Genomic DNA, 19408 nt, shown 5'->3' with positions numbered 1-19408 from the left:
GTCATCAAAATTGGAGTTGTTTTTCTTCTTCTTGTATTTTTATGATAATACTAATATAATATTATTAATTTTCTATTACGCTAAGGTGAAAAAGGGGATTATAATATGAATATAGAAAAAGATAGGACAAAAAAAGTAAAACAAGGAATTCTAGCATCTCTACCAATAGTTATAGGATATTTTCCCATAGCCATGGCCTTTGGATTATTATCAAAAAACACTGATATTTCTTTTAGAGATACCAGTTTTTTATCTATGATGGTATATGCAGGAGCCAGTCAATTTATGGCATTAGATTTAATAAAAACTGGAGTATCTACAAGCAGCATAATACTTACAACTTTTTTATTGAATCTTAGACATATGATGATGGCAGCATCATTAGCAGTAGAGTTTGAAGATATGAATAAAAGACATTTGCCGGTAGTGGCTTTTGGAATTACTGATGAAACCTTTTCTATAATATCTTTTAATAGAGATAATATAAGCTTACCTTTTGTATTCACAATTAATATATTGTCCTATACCTCATGGGTATTAGGTACAGTGGCTGGATATCTAGTAGGAGAGATACTTCCTATTTCATTACAATCAAGTTTAAGTATAGGTTTATATGCTATGTTCGCATCTTTATTGTTTCCAGAGATAAAGAAATCAAAGAATGTTTTATTTCTGGCTATAATATCATCAATAGTTTATGTAATATTATTTGCTTCTAAGTTATTTATTTCAGGATGGGATATTATTCTTGGAATTATCATATCCTCAGCTATAGGAGCAATGATATTCAGCCAGAAAGGGGAGGAGTAGTATGAAGAATTATTTGCCATTAATAATAGGCATGACTTTAGTTACCTATTTGCCAAGACTGATGCCATTAATGCTATTAAGTAATAGAAAAATAAATAAAAATATAAAACAATTTTTATTATATATACCTTATACTTCTTTGAGCATTCTAATCATAAGGGGGATAATAACTGCTGCAGATGGAGTTAAGGTAGCCACTGTGGCAGGTATTGGAATTGCAGCTATTATATCATATATAAAGGGCAATTTGGTTTTGTCAGTTTTAGCAGGAATATTACTGTCATTTCTAACAATAAATACCCTAGTATAGTATGAAACTGTTTACTATCTTTCATCATGGGTATATCATTATCACCTAGAAAGAATAATAAATTTATATATATGATAATCGAAGGGAGAAATCATATTATAAAGCGGATGGCAATTTATATGCTACAGTTGTTATATTAGATTAAATGGAAATATGGTTGAATATGTAGAGTGTGCAGTAAAGCATGGAGTAAATAGAACTATGGAAGTAGCTGGCTGGATTAAAAAGGGAAGATAAGATAAAGTATAATAGCTAGGTGAAATTACCTAGTTTTCTTTATAGAAAAAATATATAATAGAATTAATTGACATTAAGGGGGAAAAATATGCAGACTTCTTTTGTAACGCAACAAGTTGTAGTCTTAGCCATATTAATGGCAATAGGATATATAGCAACAAAGAAAAATATAATAAACGACACTATATCTAAGGGTATGACTCAAATTCTTACGGCAATAGCTTTACCTTCACTTATAATTTCATCTTTTAATATGAGCTATTCGGATGATACATTGAAAGGAGTATTATTAATATTTGCATATTCCGTAGGAATACATTTTCTTACTATATTAATAGCTAAACTCTTTTTCATAAAATACCCTAAAGATAAAAATGCAGTGCTTAGATTTGGAGCCATATTTCCTAATTCTGGATTTATGGGTCTTCCTTTAATATTTGATTTATTTGGTCAAGAAGCAGTTCTATATGCATCAGTATTTATGATTCCTTACCATACTTTATTATGGACATATGGGGAAGGCATACTTTCAAAAGGAAGGACAGAATCTCCTATTAGAAAATTAGTAACTACCCCAGCATTAGTTGCTGTAATCCTAGGTACAATATTATTTATACTAAAGATTCAATTACCATATGTAATAAATAAGCCATTGTCCATGCTTTCAGCACTTACTTCACCATTATCAATGTTAGTCTTAGGCGAAAAAATCACAAAATTAAAGTTTAAAGAAATAATAGGAGATAAGGATATATATTATGGTTGTTTTGTTAGACTTTTGGTATCTCCCATTATATCATTAGCTGCACTTAAGGTTGTAAATGCACCTGAACTACTTACAAGTATTATAGTTACTATGCAATCCTTGCCATCAGCTATATTACTTGTAGTTTTAACCCAAAAACATGATGGAGAAATAGAACTTGCATCTAAATTTACAATAATAAGCCATATTGTATCTATAGCAACAATACCGTTAATTTCAATGTTTTTATAACATAAAAGTACTAGATGTCTATTTTATATTTATATAATAAGGGGAGATTTTATGTTTATAGCTAGACAACCTATTTTTAAGCGAAACTTAGATGTTTATGGCTATGAGTTATTATTTCGTTCAGATATAGATTCAAAAAAATTTGGTGGAGTATCATCAATGAGTGCAACTGCTACAGTAATTGGCGGATTATTTGAATCAGGAATTGATAGTATAGTGGAAGACAAATATGCATTTGTTAACTTTGATGAAGAATTTATCTATTCTAATGCAGTAGAATTAATAGATTCCCACAGACTTGTGGTTGAAATGCTGGAAGATGTTAAAGTAGATGAAAATTTAATAGAGCGGCTTAAAGACCTTAAGAACAAAGGATATAAAATAGCTCTTGATGATTTTGCTGAAGAATATAGAGAGTATCCCTTAGTACCAATTGCAGATATTATTAAATTTGATTTAATTGAAACCCCATTAGAAACCATTAAGAAAGATGTAAACTTGGCTCTTTCACAGAATAAGATTTTATTGGCAGAAAAGATTGAAACAAAAGAAGAGTTCTTAAAGGCTAAGGAAATGGGTTTTCATCTGTTTCAAGGATATTTCTTTAGTAAACCTAGCATCACTAGTAAAACACCTAATAAAAGTACATCTAAAGCTCAGTACTTTCGTATAATAAGCGAATTGAAAAAAGAAGAAGTGTCTTTTGATAATTTAGCAGAAATGATTCAGCAGGATGTAAATTTATCTTATAGACTTGTTCGTGCAGTGAGCTCTAGGGCTGGGGAAGATTTAATTCATTCCATAAAAAGAGCTTTAACTTATATGGGTACTAAAGAGATTGAAAGATGGCTAAATGTATTAATGCTTCAAGATGTGGGAAAGGAAAAGCCTAGAGAATTAATTAAACTATCCCTAATTCGTACAAGATTTGCAGAGTCAATTGCCTTATGTAGCGGATTTAAAAAAATAAAAGATGAGGCAGCTATGATGGGGTTATTTAGTGTAATTGATGCTATGTTAGATCAAACTATGTCCGAGGCATTAAAAGATATAGCTATTTCAGACTCTATATCAGAAGCATTGATTTACAACAGGGGAGTTTTATATCCAATATATGAGCTAATGTTAGCATATGAAAAAGGTGATTGGGCACAAGCAATAGAGGTCTCAAAAGAAATAAAAGTAGATCCAAGTATTTTATATCAAGAATATATAGAGGCCATTCAATGGGCAAATAAGGTCTTAAAAGAGATAATCTAAATTAAAGAATAAGGGAGATGAGTAGTATGAAAATCATAAAAATAGCAGTAGTGGTGATTATAATTGTTTTAATATTTAATGCACTAGGTATGTTTAATCCTGAAACTAGTCAAAAAGTTGATAATGCAGTAGAGATGGGCAAGATAAAAATAGGTGAGTTTCAATATAAGGACAAACCAATAGTAGATATGTCATTAAAAGAATTATCTTCTAATATTTCATCAGATATTAAATATTTAAAAGAAGAGGTAATTACTGAGGATGGAGTTAAATTATCTGGTAAGGGATTGACTGTAACTATTAACCCTAAAAAAGATGAAATTCTCGTTGCTCAAGTTGATTCTACCGAAACCAAAGCCGTAGAATCTATAGAAAAACTTCTTTACGATTTGACCAAAAAGGATATTAAAATTCCAGATGAATTTTTAAAGAAAACTAATCTTAATATAGTTGTGGAAAAAATAGATGGAGAATATAATGTAAAGTTTAAATAAATCGCCACAGAGGGAGCCCAATGCCACAGGGCACAGTAGGTTCTCCTGTGGCATAAATGATATCTATAAACTCAACCTATACTTAAAAATTAGATATAGTATTTATCAATTATACAATAAATTGTCCATATAATATAATTTATTTAGTTAAATTATATTTAGGAGGATGAAAGATGAACCAAAAGAACAAAACTTATGCATTAATTTTTTCAGCTTTAGCTATTGCGGTAAACATTATACTTGGTACAGTAGTTGATATGTTAAGTATACCATTATTATTTTTGGATACTGTAGGTACTATTTTTACTGCTGCTGTATTTGGACCATGGTATGGAGCCCTAGCAGGAGGATTAACAAATTTAGTTCAAGGTGTCATTACAAATCCAAAGGTTATACCATTTGCATTAGTGAATATTGCAATAGGAATTATTGTGGGCTTTATATCTAAAAGGTGGAAGTTCAACTTTGTAACTGCAATTATAACAGGATTGTTACTTGCAGTAGTAGCACCTTTAATTGGTACGCCTATAGCTACATACGTATATGGAGGAATTACAGGAGATTTTAATGATGTTTTATTTACTTGGCTAGTTCAATCGGGACAAAAGATTTTTACGGCAGCATTTATTCCTAGAATAACAAGTAACTTTGTTGATAAAATAGCAAGTTGTATAATAGTTTCTCTATTAATAAAAAGACTCCCAAAAAGATATATCGAAGGAGCAAGGTAAATGGAAAGAAGTAAAAGGGTTGTTTTTATATCCCATTGTATATTAAATCAAAACACAGTAGTTTATCCATTAGCCAGAGCAAAAGGTGCATATAAAGAAATAATTCAAGAAATTGTGTCTAAGGGAATTGGAATTCACCAATTGCCTTGTCCAGAATACAGGCATTTAGGGTTGAAGCGAAAACCTATGGATAAATTAGAATACGATACTAAAGAATATAGGAGTCTGTGTAAACATATATCTCAAGATACTATAAATATGATGAAGGAATACTTAGAAAATGATTGTAAAGTTATAGGACTTATTGGTATCAATGAAAGTCCAACTTGCAGTATAGGTGGTATAAAAGGAATACTTATGGAAGAATTAATAGTCTTAGCTGAAAAAGAACAAATAGTCCTTAATACTTTAGATGTACCGGAAGAATACTTTGATGGAAAAGATAATGAAAAGTTTATTAAAGAGTTAAGAGAATTCATAAAAAACTAGGTGAAAATTCACCTAGTTTTTTCACTGATTAATATGCAGTCCAACCAGCATCAGCCACAATAGTAGCACCATTGATTAAGCTAGATTCATCTGAAGCTAAGAATAATGCTATATTTGCAATCTCCTCTGGAGATCCGGATCTTATATTATTTCCAGTACCAGACATGATTCTTTCTACCCCAAAGGTATTGGGTTTTTGATTTGAAGTTATTTCTGTATCTACTCCACCGGGACATATAACATTACATCTAATTCCTTTATTAGCATACATGAATCCAATATTTTTCGATAGCCCTACAAGTCCAAATTTAGATGCAGTATAAGCAGCACCACCTCTAGCACCATTTAGTCCACCTATTGATGCAACATTAACTATATTTCCACTTTCAGCTTGAATCATAAAAGGAATTATTTTTCTAGCCAATTTCATAGGAGCTGTAAGATTAATATCCAATATATTTTCCCAAAGCTCATCAGATAAATCATGGACAGGTGTAAAGTTATCAAGATTTCCTGCATTATTAACTAAAACATCAATTCTTCCAAAGTTTTTTATTATATAATCTACTAACTTGTCTATGTCTTCTTGCTTAGACACATCTCCTTCAAAAGGAATGATTATTCCATTATATCCAATAGTGGAATTTACAAGTTCTTCTAACTTATTTATTCTTCTAGCCACAGCAACCACCCTTGCACCTTCCTTGGCAAAGAGTAAAGCTATTTCCTTGCCTATACCAGAACTAGCTCCTGTAACTAGAACAATTTTTTCATCTAACCTCATTTTTCACCTCCAAAGTATTCTATATTTATTTTCTCCTATTTAGTATGGAAAAGTCAAGAAAAATTTTAATTTACATATTTAAGGGGTATTTTATAACAAATTAAAGAAATATTAAAATTTACTGTAACTTTTTATCTTTTTATACGAATAATATATGAAAGACAATGGAGGCCTCTAATGTTAGATGATAAAATTTTATATAAAAATTTCCTTGAAGGCAGTATAAATGCCTTCGAAACCCTTGTACTTACTCACAAGGACAATTTAATATACTTTATTTCTAGATATACTGGGGATATCTTTGCTGCTGAAGATATTGCACAGGATGTATTTGCCTATGTCTATGTTTACAAGGAAAAGTATAATTTTGACTATTCCTTTAAAACTTATATATATACATTAGGAAAAAACAAGGCAATAGATTATGTAAGAAAGCAATCAAAGCTAAAGGTAGTACCCTTTGAAAGAGATAATGAAATATTAGTAGATAAAGATAGTATAGAAGAAAAAATAATAAAAGATGAAGAAAAAAAGCTCCTTCTTGATAGTTTAAAAAAGTTGAAGCCTGATTATGAAAATGCTGTTTATTTAGCTGACTTTGAAGAATTATCTTATGGAGAAATATCAAAAATTCTAGGAAAAACCTTAGGACAGACAAAAGTATTAATCTATAGAGCTAGAAAAGCTCTCAAAGAAATATTGGAGAAAGGAGCAGAAAAAGATGAAAGATAATAGGGAATTCCTAGAAGGGATATATAAGAAGGCAGAAGTATTAGAGAGAGAAAAAATTAAGAAAAGTACAATCTATAAAAGATATGTAAAAATCTCATCTATGGCAGCAGCTATAGCTGTAATAGTTCCTTTAATATTATTTAGGGGACAAATTTCAGTTCCAAAAGACTATACTGAAATTCCTCAAATAGTGAGGATGTTTACCATAAATGATCCGATAGTTAACTTCTATGAGGCAGATTATATAGTTATAGGAGAAACTAAAAAGATTAATAAAAGTCAATATGTAAAAGAAAACAATTATATATATACAGATATTACCATAGGCGTTGATGAAATATTTTTAGGAGATATTCATAATGATGAAATTATACTTAGGATAAAGGGAGGGAAAGTAGAGAAGGAAAAGGTTTTTTCTCAAATGGAAGGTGAATTTAAGAAAGGAAAGAAATCTTTATTATTTCTTCAGAAGGAGAAGGGAATATATTATTTACTAAATGGTGATGAAAGTCAATTTTTGGAAATAGAAAAAGATATTTTTATAGATAAGCAGGGGAATAAATATAATATAGACAATATAAAAGATAATATAGATAGGAGAGAAGTAAATTGAAAAAGGTATTTGGATTATTTTTGGCTATGATAATGATGGTTACATTTTTAGGAGGTTGTGCTACAAAAGAAAATGGAAGTAAGGTAGTAGATTTAAAGGAAGTACATGTTGCAGTTAAGGAAGCCCTCGGTGAAGATTATTATCCAGATAGAGAATTGACTACAGAAGAAATAGTAAATTTTACAGGGATAAAAGCAGAAGATATGGAAACTTTTATAGCAGAATCACCAATGATTAATGTCAGTGTAGATACTTTTATAGCAATTAAGGCAAAGGAAGGGAAGGGAGATATTATAGAGGAAGGTCTAGAGAAATACAGAAAATATCTTATAGAAGATTCCTTCCAATATCCTATGAATATTGCTAAGGTAAACTCCTCTAAAATAGTAAGACATGGAGATTATCTTTTCTTTCTAATGCTTGGGAAATATGATGATAGAGAAGAAGCTACAGATGAAGAAAGACTAGAATTTGCTAAGGCAGAGATACAGATGGTAGAAGATGTCATCAATAAATTTTTTGAATAAATTATAATCTAGTCTGGTTTTATCAGACTAGATATTTTTTAATGGAGGAAACTATGGTTTTTAGTAGTATATTATTTTTATTTTATTTTTTACCAGTTGTTTTAACTATATATTTTATATCACCTAAAAGATATAGGAATTTTATTTTGTTTTTATCAAGTCTTCTATTCTATAGTTGGGGAGAGCCTAAGTATATATGGATTATGCTTTTTTCAACAGTCCTTGATTATACCTGTGGTAGATTAGTTTACTGTTACAAGGATAATAAAGATGTAAATAAAGCAAGGTTATGGTTGGGAGTATCTATATTTACTAATTTAGGGTTATTGGGATTTTTTAAATACTCTGATTTTTTTATATCTAATATAAATAATATTTTTGGTTTTAATATCTCTCTGTTGAACCTTACTTTACCCATAGGAATATCCTTTTATACTTTTCAAACCATGTCCTATACAATAGATGTTTATAGGGGTGATACAAAGGTACAAAATAATATTATTTCCTTTGGTACCTATGTAACTTTATTTCCACAACTTATAGCAGGGCCCATTGTTAGATATCAAACTGTAGCAGAAGAAATAAATAATAGAATAGAGTCCTATGATTTGTTTAGTGAAGGTATAAAGAGGTTTATTCTAGGATTAGGAAAAAAAGTCTTGCTAGCTAATAATATAGGTATTCTTTGGAATAATATATCCAATCTAAATATATCAGATATTCCAGTACTAACTGCTTGGCTTGGTATATTGGGATTTAGTTTTCAAATATATTTTGATTTCTCAGGATATTCAGATATGGCTATTGGACTTGGGAAAATATTTGGGTTTAATTTTTTAGAAAACTTTAATTATCCTTATATGTCTAAAAGCATTACGGAGTTTTGGAGGAGATGGCATATATCTTTAGGTACATGGTTTAGGGAATATCTATATATTCCCTTAGGGGGCAATAGAAAAGGAAGGTTTAAACATATTAGAAATATATTGATAGTTTGGATTTTAACTGGAATATGGCATGGTGCCAGTTGGAACTTTGCTCTATGGGGATTATTTTTTGGAGTTATATTAATTATAGAAAAGCTGTTTATTCTCAATTTATTGGAAAAACTACCTCAATATCTTACAAGAATTTATACTCTATTTTTAGTCCTTATATCTTGGGTAATATTTGCTTTTGACTCAATAAAAGATGGGCTAAATTATATTAAAATTTTATTTGGATTTGGAAGTAAGCATATTTTTAATCATACATCTTTATATCTGCTGTATACAAATATATTATTGTTTCTAATTCTTATAATTGGATCAACAGATATACCTAAAAGATTGTGGAAATATATGAATGATAGATTTAATAATATATCATGGATTGTAGAAAATATATTTTTATTATTGGTACTAGTGTTATCAATAGCCTATTTAGTAGATCAATCCTATAATCCATTTTTATATTTTCGTTTTTAGGAGGATATATATGAAAGAAAAGACAAGAGTTATAATATTTACTACATTAATATTATCTTTATCCATAAGCAATATGTTATCACCTAAAAGGGTGTTTTCAAGTAAGGAAAATAGATATCTTCAGGAGTTTCCAAAGATTAGTTTAGACAATATAATATCTGGTAAGTTTAGTAAAAGTTTTGAAATCTATACAACAGACCAATTTATCTATAGGGATAACTGGATAGGATTAAAAACAATTGCAGATTTGTCTTTATTAAAGAAAGATAATGGCAGAGTTTATTTTGGAAAAGAAGATTATTTATTCGATATGGATAAAAAAGCAGATGAAGGGCAATTAAATAAGAATATACAGAATATCAATATGTTTTTAGATAAAATGAATAAGCATAATATTCCTGTTACTTCTATATTAGTACCTAGTAAGTCTACAGCTCTAAATCATAAATTGCCTTTATATGCACCTGTAATTGATGAAAGCCATATTGTGGATAAATTAGAATCTTCATTTAATGGGAAAATGGAAATAATAAATTTAGTAAAGGTTCTAAATGAAAAATCTAATGAAGATATATATTATAGGACCGATCATCACTGGACTACTAAAGGAGCTTTTTATTCTTATGAATATTATATGAAAGCAATAGGAGAAAATCCATTAAAAGAAGAGGATTTTATAATAAGAACAGTATCAAACCAATTTTTTGGAACTAATTATAGAAAAGCTAATTTTTATTTAGGAAAACCAGATGATATATATATTTATGAGCCAAAAGATAATGTAAAGTATAATATTAAAATTAATAATAAAGAAGAGGTTTATAGCCTTTATGATGAAACCTATTTAATTAAAACCGATAAGTACTCTTATTTTTTAGGTGGAGATAAATCATTAATAGAAATAGAAACATCAGAGAAAAACAAGAAATCTTTATTAGTAATTAAAGATTCCTTTGCAAATAGCTTTATTCCATTTCTTACCAATCATTATGAAAAAATAATAGTTATAGATCCTAGATATTTTAATATGGGCATAGAAGAACTTGTTAAGGAGAAAGAAATTGATGAAGTATTACTTTTGTTTAATATAAAAAATTTTTCTAAAGAAAAAGTCTTATTTGTATTTTAGAAGAATTTTTCTTTAGTATGATTTTAAAGTGACTTAAGAAAATTTAATAAATAGAACCGGAGTTAATAGAGAAGGAACTAGGTCATATAGTTGCTTGCCATTTAGCATGAAAGCATGAGAAAATGACAAATAAAGGTATATGTTTTAGCAATATAGGTATAGATATTAACGATGAAAAATGTTAAAATTTATATTTAGAATCAAATTTAACAAACAATTATCATCATAAGTTGGAGCAGATTTATATCTGTTTCAACTTTTTTAATATATGGAAAATTTAGAGATTAAGAGGAGTTGTTAGATATTATGCCTTTTAGAGTAATGAATATAGCAAATTTTGTAGATGGACTAAGTTGTTTATTTGATATTGTCAGGGTAGTAAATTCTACTAGAAAGAAAGTTGTTTATCAAAATGGAGATGGAAGTACAATAATTCATGGACAAGATTGCTATGAATTTTGGGAGAGAGGGAAGGTGTGTGATAATTGTATATCATCTCAAGCTGTTAGAGAAAAAAGGACTTTTACTAAAGTTGAATACAAAGGTGATGGAGTATATATGGTGATGGCAGCTCCTATTAAATTTGGAGATGAGCTATATGTTTTAGAGTTACTTAAAGATATTACTGAAACGGGAATTGTAACAGGGCTTAGTGGATTGAGTAGTAAGGAAACTAATGATATAATAATCAAACTTAATGAGAAGGCTATAAGAGATGATTTAACAGGTGTATATAATAGAAGGTATATAAATCAAAGGCTTCCCATTGATATTGACTATGCGATGAAACATAAAGAGAAACTAGCAGTTGCAATGGTAGATATAGATTTTTTTAAAGGGATAAATGATTCTTATGGCCATACTGCTGGTGACTTAGTATTAAAAGAATTATCTAGTACTATAATTTCTATAATCAGAAGTAATTATGACTGGGTGGCAAGATTCGGGGGAGATGAATTCTTTATTGTATTAAAAGATTTTGATGAGGAATTAGCTATGGAAGTTATGGGAAAAATTAAAAATGCCGTAGAAAATATGGTGATTAGATTTGATAATCATAGGCTTAATATAACTATAAGTATTGGTTTCTGTGTAGTGGATCCTGGGACTAAGAATTTTGATGAAATCATTTATGAAATTGATACAAATTTGAAGAAAGCAAAAAAAGGTTCTAAAAATAGGATTGTAGCATCTTAATCTTTTAAGGATAAAAAATTAAAATGTGGTGGGGTGGGGAAATGGAATTCTCTTATGAATTAGTAAGGGGCAATATAGGAGTTCCTATAAAGGTATTTATACATTCTGTGAATAATTTGAAGATGCACTGGCATAGGGAAATGGAAATACTATTAGTTTTACAGGGTTCTATTAATGTTGGAATTGGAGCGAATCAATATTTGCTTAGGGAAAACGATTTTCTTTTAATTAACTGTAATGAGGTTCATAATACAAGCAGAACAAAGGAAGATAATATAGTATTGGCATTACAGATTGAAATTGAATATTTTGATAAATATTTTAGAGGGTTTAGCAAGAGAATATTTGACTGTAAATCTTTTATATATGGAGAAGAGGAGCAGGGAAGATTTGACATTATTAGACATCATTTAGCTAAAATAGTATGGGAATTAAATAAGATGAAGGAGGGGCATCAATTTATAATAGGTTCAGAGATTCTTTTACTGGCTAACCATATTGTCAATAATTTTGATAGTTATATTCTTGAAGATGATAAATTTGAAGCCGTCAATAAGGATGTGTTTAGATTTAATAGTATTATAGCTTATATAGATGAAAATTTAGAAAAAGGAGTAACTCTTAAGGATATAGCGGATAATGAAAATCTTAGTATTTATTATTTATCCCATTATATTAAAGATACAATGGGAATATCATTTCAAGAATATTTGAATATTAAAAGATTAGATAAAGCAATAGATTTACTTGTAAGAACTGATAAAACAATAACAGAAATAGCATTTGAAAGCGGATTCCCTAGTACTAAATCTTTAAATAATCTTATTAAAAGAGTCTATAACTGTTCTCCAACTCAATATAGGGAAAAGCAAAAAATAGTTTCTAAGGAAAAATATGATTTAGCTGGAGATAAGGAAAAAATAAGGAGTAATACCTATTTAGATGTAAATAGAACTGAAGCTTTTTCAAAACTATATAGATATTTAACAACTGATTCATTAAATGAAAAAAATGTATATTCTAGTACTAAAGAAGTTATAAATGTAGATATAAACAAAGAAGGAATTATTCATGACTTCTATTGGAAAAAATTGACCACCTTTGGAAGAGCAGCAGAAGGGCTAAGGAATGAATGGCAGAACCAGTTAAGAGAAATTCAATCTGAAATCGGGTTTGAGCATATTAGATTTCATGGAATATTTTCAGATGAAATGATGATATATAATATTGATGATTCTGGAAATATTATTTATAATTGGTCATATGTAGATGAACTATTTGACTTTTTTAAGGAAGTTAATATTAAACCTTTTATAGAATTGGGATTTATGCCATCTGAAATAAGAAAATCTGATGAAACTATGTTTTGGTGGAAAGCAAATATATCTGGACCAAAAGATATTGGTTTATGGACAGATTTAGTTAAAGAATTTATAAAACATTGTATAAATCGGTATGGGTTAAAAGAAGTAGAATCTTGGCACTTTGAGGTTTGGAATGAGCCTGATTTAGAACGGGTTTTTTGGATTGGAGGAAAAGAAGAATATTTTAAGCTTTATAAAGAGACTACATTGGCTATTAAATCTGTTTCCAACAAACTAAAAGTTGGGGGACCGTCTATTACTTATCAAGTTCTGAAAGAAGGAACATGGTTTGAAGACTTCTTAATATATTGCAATATTAATATGATACCCTTAGACTTTATATCTTTTCATATTTATCCTGAAGATTTTTTGGTAAATGAAAAAGTAGAAAAGATGATGGCAGAATTAAAGGAAGAGGTAGAGCCTTCGAAATTAATGGAAGAATACCAATTACTAAAAAGAATTTATTTTGGTAAAAATCATACATTTGAAACTATAAAATATGCTGGTGATAAGATAGAAGAATTTTTATCCTATAAACCTGAAATCCATATAACTGAATGGAATACTTCATCATGCTGTAGAAATCCCATTAATGACACATGTTTTGTTTCTAATTTTATTATTAAAAATATTTTAGATAACATAGGTAATGTGGATTCTCTTGGTTATTGGACATTTACAGATATAATGGAAGAAACAAAGGCTGGGATATCTCATTTTCATGGTGGATTTGGATTAATAAATAAAGATGGATTAAAGAAAGCATCATATTTTGCATATTACTTATTATCTAAGTTGGGGAATTATATTATAGAACGAGGGGAAGATTATATAGTCACTAAAGACAATAATGATATTCAGATTTTGGTTTATAATTTTGCATATTTTGATGAATTTTTTATTAAAGGAGATACATCGGCATTAAGTGATATTGAAAGGTATTCCGTATATGAAAGTAAGGAATTAAAAACAGTAGAGGTTAATGTATTAGGCCTTTCTGGACATTATAAGGTTATAAGATATTATTTAAATAGGGATAATGGTTCAGCATTTGATGAATGGGTAAAAATGGGGAATCCTGAGAATATGACTAAAGAAGAAATTAATTATTTAAAGGGAAGAGCAAGACCAGGAATGGTAGTAGAATATGTAGAAATAGATGAAGAGTATTCAGAGAATTTATATATTTCAGTCCATGGAGCAGAGGTTTTAATATTTGAAAAGCAAATATAGGTATAAAAACTTAAATTTAAATATGTTTTTATTAAACAGGCTATATTTTAAAGTATAGTCTGTTTAATTTTATAACAATTAGCAAAAAAAGGAATAAGTTTTATCAAAATTAGCATATATATGTGACTTAGTATGAATTATAATAATATATTAGCAGCAAATATATAAGAAAGGAGGAAAGAATGTTGAAGATATTTTACAAGAAAACTAAATATAGCATAATAATGATGGTGATTTTAGCTATGCTTCTTCAAATCGTTGGACCTATATTGTCTAGCTATGCTTTTGCTGAGGAGGTGATGGAGGAAGGAGAAGTAACACCTGATGAATTAACAACTCTAGGAAATGTAGAAGAACCTGATGAAGCGATGCCTACAGAAGATGTGGAAGAAGCTAAAGAAGATGAAGTAGAGGAAGATGAAAAAGGAATATTGGGAACTCCGGAAGATGGAAACTCTGAGGTAATAGATGGAGAGGATAAGGACATGGAATTAACAGGGGAGGAGCCTGATGACAGTCTAACTGAAGATGGTGGAGAAGTCACAGTGATCTCACAAGAAGAGCCGGTTCAAGTTTTAGATGAAGAGGTGGGAAATGGAGAAGAACTTTCATATAAAATTATCAGTGATGTTAAGTTAACTTATCCAAATGGCACTCTCCTTGAAGGATATGTAGATCCAAAAGCTTTGGTAAAACTTGAATATGCTTGGAAAATCGAAGATAGCTGGGATGTGAAAAATGGAGATTATACTATAATTAAGATACCAGAGGAATTTAATTTAGGAGAAAATGATTTTGATGGTGAACTTGATGGATATGGTAAATGGTTTGTAGATGTGAAAAAAAGAGAATTAAAACTAGTTTTTAGTAATTTGCCAGATCAACGTTCCAATGTAAGTGGAACAGTGGAGCTTGAGTTAAATCTTAGATTGGATCAGATAAAGGTAGAGGTACCATATGAATTAGAGATACCTATATCTGGAAAAACCGAGAAGTTTACAATAAGAACTAAACCAAAGAATGGTTCTTCTATTAAAAAGGAAGGTAAGCAAGATTCTAGTAACCCAAATATACTAACTTGGACTATAGACATAAATACTACATTGGATACAGTTGAGGAAACTATTGTCACAGACCAAATAGATACTAGATTGAAATATGTTGATAAATCTATGAAGATATATGAGTTAAAGATATATTCAGACGGAAGTATTCAAAAGGGTGACGAAGTGAAGAGTGGCTATAGTGTAAATTATGCTAAAGACACAAATGAACTTAAAATCAAATTTGAAGATGGTATCAAGAAGGCCTATAAGATAGTCTATGATACTGAAATAGATATGGAAAAATTAGATACATCTAAAACCGAATTTGAGTATAAAAATAAAGCTACTTTCAATAACAAATCTGTCAGTGCAACAGTACCTGTAACTAGAGAGCCTTTGATAAAAAAGGAAGGGGAAGAAAACCAAGAATTTAATGCTGATGAGATTACTTGGAAGATATACGTTAATAAATCCTTGTATAATTTAAAAGGGGTTAAGGTAAAGGATAAAATCCCTGATGGATTAATACTAAAAGGAGATATAAAGGTTCTTGACTCTAAAGGATCTCCATTATCTGAAGAAGAATATGAAAGAACTTTTGATCCAGATGGATTACCTATAGAATTTACCATAGTTCTTGGAGATATTGATAAAGAATATGTAATAGAGTATACTACAAAAATAGATCCAGAGTATCTAAAAAATAATAAAGATTCCATAACATTTACAAATAAAGCAAAACTTACTCAAAATGGTAAAGAAGGCGAAATTCCAGCAGGAAAGACAGTAACCGTTAAAAAAGGTAGGCTTATCAATAAAAAAGGAACACCTAGCATAAGCTATGATGAAGCCAAGTATATTGACTGGGAAATAGATGTAAATCTAGCTGAGTTAGATCTAGGTACAAAAATCGTAAGTGATGTAATGGGTGAAGGCCTAAAGTTAGATACTACAGTGCCAATTACAATAGTTGAGCTAGATGTTTCTGAAAAAGGAATCATTACTGAGAAATCAGGGAGTTTCAATGGATTTAATATAGATTATAAAGAAGGTAAAAGTCCAGAAGTAGAGCCTATCACTAAATTCGATATATTATTCCAAGAGTCTATCACTAAGGCTTATAGAATAAAATATCGTTCTATCATTACGGATAGGGATCAAAAGATATTTGAGAATAAAGGTACTATTGATGGAATAGTAGGTGAAGGGAAAACTGGGGATGGCAATGTTCAGCCAGGAATAGATAACTATTTCTATAAAGGAAGCGTAGGAGTAAATTATGAAACAAAAGAATTAGGCTGGGAAATTAGGATTAATCCAATAAAAGAAGGAATAACTGGACTTGAAATTACAGATGACTTTACTGATGGAATGATGATGACGGAAGAACAGTTTAAGAATATAGAGGTAACTAGAGCAGGGGTAAAATTTACTGAGTTTACTACAGAAGAAAAGAAGGATAAAGATAATAAGAAAATCAAAGGTTTTACACTTAAATTTAATGATACCCATGTAGTAAATCAAGCTGAATATATCATAACTTATCAAACGCAAATTGATCCAGATATTCATTCAAATAAAGATAATTTTAAAGTTTTAACCTATAAAAATGGTGCTAAATTTACTTGGACTGACAAAACTGGTGAAGAATTAATTAAAGAAGCTGCTCCAGATATTGATCCAATTGCCAAGACAAATGGAAATAAAATAGGAACGTTAGATGCTTCAAAGAAACAAATTCATTGGGAAATAAATCTAAATTATCTTTCCAAGAATATGAAAAATCTTGTAGTTGAAGATGATATGACAGGAAACCAAGAGCTTATACCAGGTTCAGTTAAAGTGTATAAATATACAGTAGAGTCAAATGGAAAGATGTCTGATAACATTGAACTAACAGATGAAGAGAAGGCAAAAATTTCCATAGAAGAAGACCCCAAAGGAAAGAGCTTTAAAGCGACATTTCCTGAAGAAATAGACTCTCCATATAGAATCGAATATTCTACAAAATTTGTGGGTATATCACAAACAGAATATAAAAATACAGCAAAAACAAATTATGGTGATTATGGTGCAAAAGTTGATTATAATGATGGAGATAAATTTGTATTTAAGGATGGTACTATAAATGGTCAAAAAGATATAGACTGGTATATCCTTATCAACAAAAGTCAATCTACAATTTCACAGATTACTCTAACAGATATTCTGAGTGAGGGGTTAGAATTTGTAGAAAAAAGTTTTGAATTATTCAAGGGTGGCAGTATAGAGAATGATAAAATTATTCCCGGTAAGGATGCTAGTGTTAAGTTTGATGATTACTTTGAAATTAAATTACATCCTAAGACATTAGCAACTGATCCGCAAGTATTTGATATTATATCTAAAAAAGAAATTGACTCAACTTATACTATCAAATATAGAACCAATATAATAAAAGAGGAAATTTTAGATCAAAAGTTGACTAATGAAGTAACCTTTAAAGGTACGGGAGTAGATAAAGGAAAAAGAGAGGACACTAAAATAATACCTGCTACTTTTGTTACTGGTAAAGGATCAGGAAAAGGTGAAGTAGGAAAGTTTAAAATAATTAAGGTTGATGGGAATGACAGTAATAGAAAACTTTCAGGGGCAAGATTTAAACTTACTAGAAATATCGAGGGAAATATTAAAGAATTAGGTGAAGTGATTACTGATGGAAATGGAGAGTTTTTATCACCTAGTCTAAAATATGCAACTTATATCTTAAATGAAATAGAAGCACCTACAGGATATCAGTTAGATAGTAAAGATATAACTGTAGTTGTAGATAAAAAGTATACTGAAGAAATAAAAGAAGTAGAGGTTAAGAACTGTGAACTAGCAGCTATAAGAATCATTAAAATAGATAGTAAAACTGCAGAAAAGAAACTATCAGGTGCAAAATTTGCTATCAAAGATTCTGCTGGGGAAATTGTGAAAACCATAACTACTGATGCAGATGGAATAGCATTGGCTGAAGGCTTACCATTTGGAACCTATACAGTAGTTGAAACTAATGCTCCATGGGGGTATAAACTAGATAATACAGTGCATACAGTAACTATATCCAGTGAACAGGTAGATGGTAAGGTTATTCTTATAAAAGAACTAACTTTAATAAATGAAAAAACACCACCAGCACCGCAACCAACCAAAGGTAGTATTAAACTTAAAAAAACAGATAAAGATGATTCAACCAAGGTACTATCTGGAGCAGAGTTTGAAGTTATAAACTCTAAGGGCGAAGTAGTGGCTATATTGGTGACAGATTCCAATGGGACTGCAGCAATAAATGACCTACCATTAGGTGAATACAAAGTGGTAGAAATAAAAGCACCAAAGGATTATGAACTAAATTCCAAGGAATATAAGGCTAAACTGGACACTGATGGTCAAGAAATATTGCTTACAGTAGAAAACAAACAAAAACCAACAGATCCAAAACCAGAACCAGATCCTAAGGAGCCTAAAGATCCAAAGGATAAAGATAAAGATCCAAAGCCAAAGCCAGATCCAGAAAAACCAGTAGAACCCGAGAAACCAGTAGACCCAGAAAAGCCTACGGATCCAGAGAAACCAACTGTCCAAGAAAAACCAACGGATCCAGAGAAACCTACTGAACCAGAGAAACCAACAGTAGTTACTCCACCTGAGAATGGAACAGTTGAGTTTGATGAAAATGGTAAATGGAAATACACTCCAAAATCAGGATTTGTGGGTAAGGATAAATTTATAATAAAACATCCAGACGGAACAGAAGAATTAATAGAAATAGACATAGAAACTCCATTAGGAGGTATAGAATCGGGAACAGAAATAGAAACTCAAACCTTACCAAAGACAGGACAATTAAATTCAATATTATTCTATTTTGCAGGATTATTCTTCATAGCAGTAGGGATAATCATAAGAAAGAAAATAGTTTAATTTAAAAAGGCGGGAGGAAACTTCTGCCTTTTTATGTA

At 29.8% G+C, this 19408-nt stretch carries 16 protein-coding genes; 15 read left to right on the top strand and 1 reads right to left on the bottom strand.

Annotated elements, in window-relative coordinates:
- Nucleotides 1-105: 105 nt before the first annotated feature.
- The 7 genes from RT714_RS00945 to RT714_RS00915 all read left to right on the top strand — a co-directional run bounded on the left by RT714_RS00945 (nucleotide 106) and on the right by RT714_RS00915 (nucleotide 5328).
- Complete coding sequence (locus RT714_RS00945) at nucleotides 106-810, top strand: AzlC family ABC transporter permease (RefSeq protein ID WP_313755743.1); 705 nt, start codon at nucleotides 106-108, stop codon at nucleotides 808-810.
- A 1-nt stretch (nucleotide 811) separates the two neighbouring features.
- Nucleotides 812-1120, top strand: coding sequence for an AzlD domain-containing protein (locus RT714_RS00940; protein ID WP_313755742.1), 309 nt, complete (start codon nucleotides 812-814; stop codon nucleotides 1118-1120).
- Nucleotides 1121-1445: 325 nt separating this feature from the next.
- Nucleotides 1446-2354: an AEC family transporter gene (locus RT714_RS00935; protein WP_313755741.1), complete on the top strand. Its 909-nt coding sequence runs from the start codon at nucleotides 1446-1448 to the stop codon at nucleotides 2352-2354.
- 51 nt (nucleotides 2355-2405) lie between these two features.
- A complete protein-coding gene (locus tag RT714_RS00930) occupies nucleotides 2406-3614 on the top strand; it encodes an EAL domain-containing protein (RefSeq protein ID WP_313755740.1) in 1209 nt (402 codons plus the stop codon).
- A gap of 26 nt (nucleotides 3615-3640) precedes the next feature.
- Nucleotides 3641-4108 carry a hypothetical protein gene (locus RT714_RS00925; RefSeq protein ID WP_313755739.1) on the top strand — a complete coding sequence of 156 codons (468 nt, stop codon included), beginning with the start codon at nucleotides 3641-3643 and terminating at the stop codon, nucleotides 4106-4108.
- Between the two features lie 173 nt (nucleotides 4109-4281).
- Nucleotides 4282-4839 carry a CD3073 family putative ECF transporter S component gene (locus RT714_RS00920; protein WP_313755738.1) on the top strand — a complete coding sequence of 186 codons (558 nt, stop codon included), beginning with the start codon at nucleotides 4282-4284 and terminating at the stop codon, nucleotides 4837-4839.
- Nucleotides 4840-5328, top strand: coding sequence for a CD3072 family TudS-related putative desulfidase (locus tag RT714_RS00915; protein ID WP_313755737.1), 489 nt, complete (start codon nucleotides 4840-4842; stop codon nucleotides 5326-5328). It begins immediately after the preceding gene.
- 28 nt (nucleotides 5329-5356) lie between these two features.
- Here the strand turns inward: RT714_RS00915 and RT714_RS00910 are convergent, their stop codons facing one another.
- Nucleotides 5357-6112 (bottom strand): SDR family NAD(P)-dependent oxidoreductase, encoded by a 756-nt coding sequence (locus RT714_RS00910; RefSeq protein WP_313755736.1) that lies wholly within the window; start codon nucleotides 6110-6112, stop codon nucleotides 5357-5359.
- Between the two features lie 177 nt (nucleotides 6113-6289).
- Here RT714_RS00910 and RT714_RS00905 point away from each other — a divergent pair, with 177 nt between their 5' ends.
- The 8 genes from RT714_RS00905 (at nucleotide 6290) to RT714_RS00870 (ending at nucleotide 19370) form a co-directional block, all read left to right on the top strand.
- Nucleotides 6290-6844, top strand: a complete 555-nt coding sequence (locus tag RT714_RS00905; protein ID WP_313755735.1) for an RNA polymerase sigma factor — start codon at nucleotides 6290-6292, stop codon at nucleotides 6842-6844.
- Nucleotides 6834-7457 (top strand): hypothetical protein, encoded by a 624-nt coding sequence (locus RT714_RS00900; RefSeq protein ID WP_313755734.1) that lies wholly within the window; start codon nucleotides 6834-6836, stop codon nucleotides 7455-7457. Before RT714_RS00905 ends, RT714_RS00900 begins: the two co-directional genes overlap by 11 nt.
- On the top strand, nucleotides 7454-7984 hold the full coding sequence (locus RT714_RS00895) for a DUF4358 domain-containing protein (protein WP_313755733.1): 531 nt from the start codon (nucleotides 7454-7456) through the stop codon (nucleotides 7982-7984). Before RT714_RS00900 ends, RT714_RS00895 begins: the two co-directional genes overlap by 4 nt.
- Nucleotides 7985-8037: 53 nt before the next feature.
- Nucleotides 8038-9450: an MBOAT family O-acyltransferase gene (locus tag RT714_RS00890; RefSeq protein ID WP_313755732.1), complete on the top strand. Its 1413-nt coding sequence runs from the start codon at nucleotides 8038-8040 to the stop codon at nucleotides 9448-9450.
- A 10-nt stretch (nucleotides 9451-9460) separates the two neighbouring features.
- Complete coding sequence (locus tag RT714_RS00885; RefSeq protein WP_313755731.1) at nucleotides 9461-10579, top strand: DHHW family protein; 1119 nt, start codon at nucleotides 9461-9463, stop codon at nucleotides 10577-10579.
- Between the two features lie 321 nt (nucleotides 10580-10900).
- A complete protein-coding gene (locus RT714_RS00880; protein WP_313755730.1) occupies nucleotides 10901-11776 on the top strand; it encodes a GGDEF domain-containing protein in 876 nt (291 codons plus the stop codon).
- Between the two features lie 41 nt (nucleotides 11777-11817).
- Nucleotides 11818-14376, top strand: a complete 2559-nt coding sequence (locus RT714_RS00875; protein WP_313755729.1) for a GH39 family glycosyl hydrolase — start codon at nucleotides 11818-11820, stop codon at nucleotides 14374-14376.
- Between the two features lie 182 nt (nucleotides 14377-14558).
- A complete protein-coding gene (locus RT714_RS00870) occupies nucleotides 14559-19370 on the top strand; it encodes a collagen binding domain-containing protein (RefSeq protein WP_313755728.1) in 4812 nt (1603 codons plus the stop codon).
- Nucleotides 19371-19408: the final 38 nt, after the last annotated feature.

The sequence above is a fragment of the Tissierella sp. genome, assembly GCF_032104385.1.
Classification (GTDB): Bacteria; Bacillota; Clostridia; order Tissierellales; family Tissierellaceae; genus Tissierella.
This window is presented reverse-complemented; position numbering and strand designations above follow the sequence as displayed.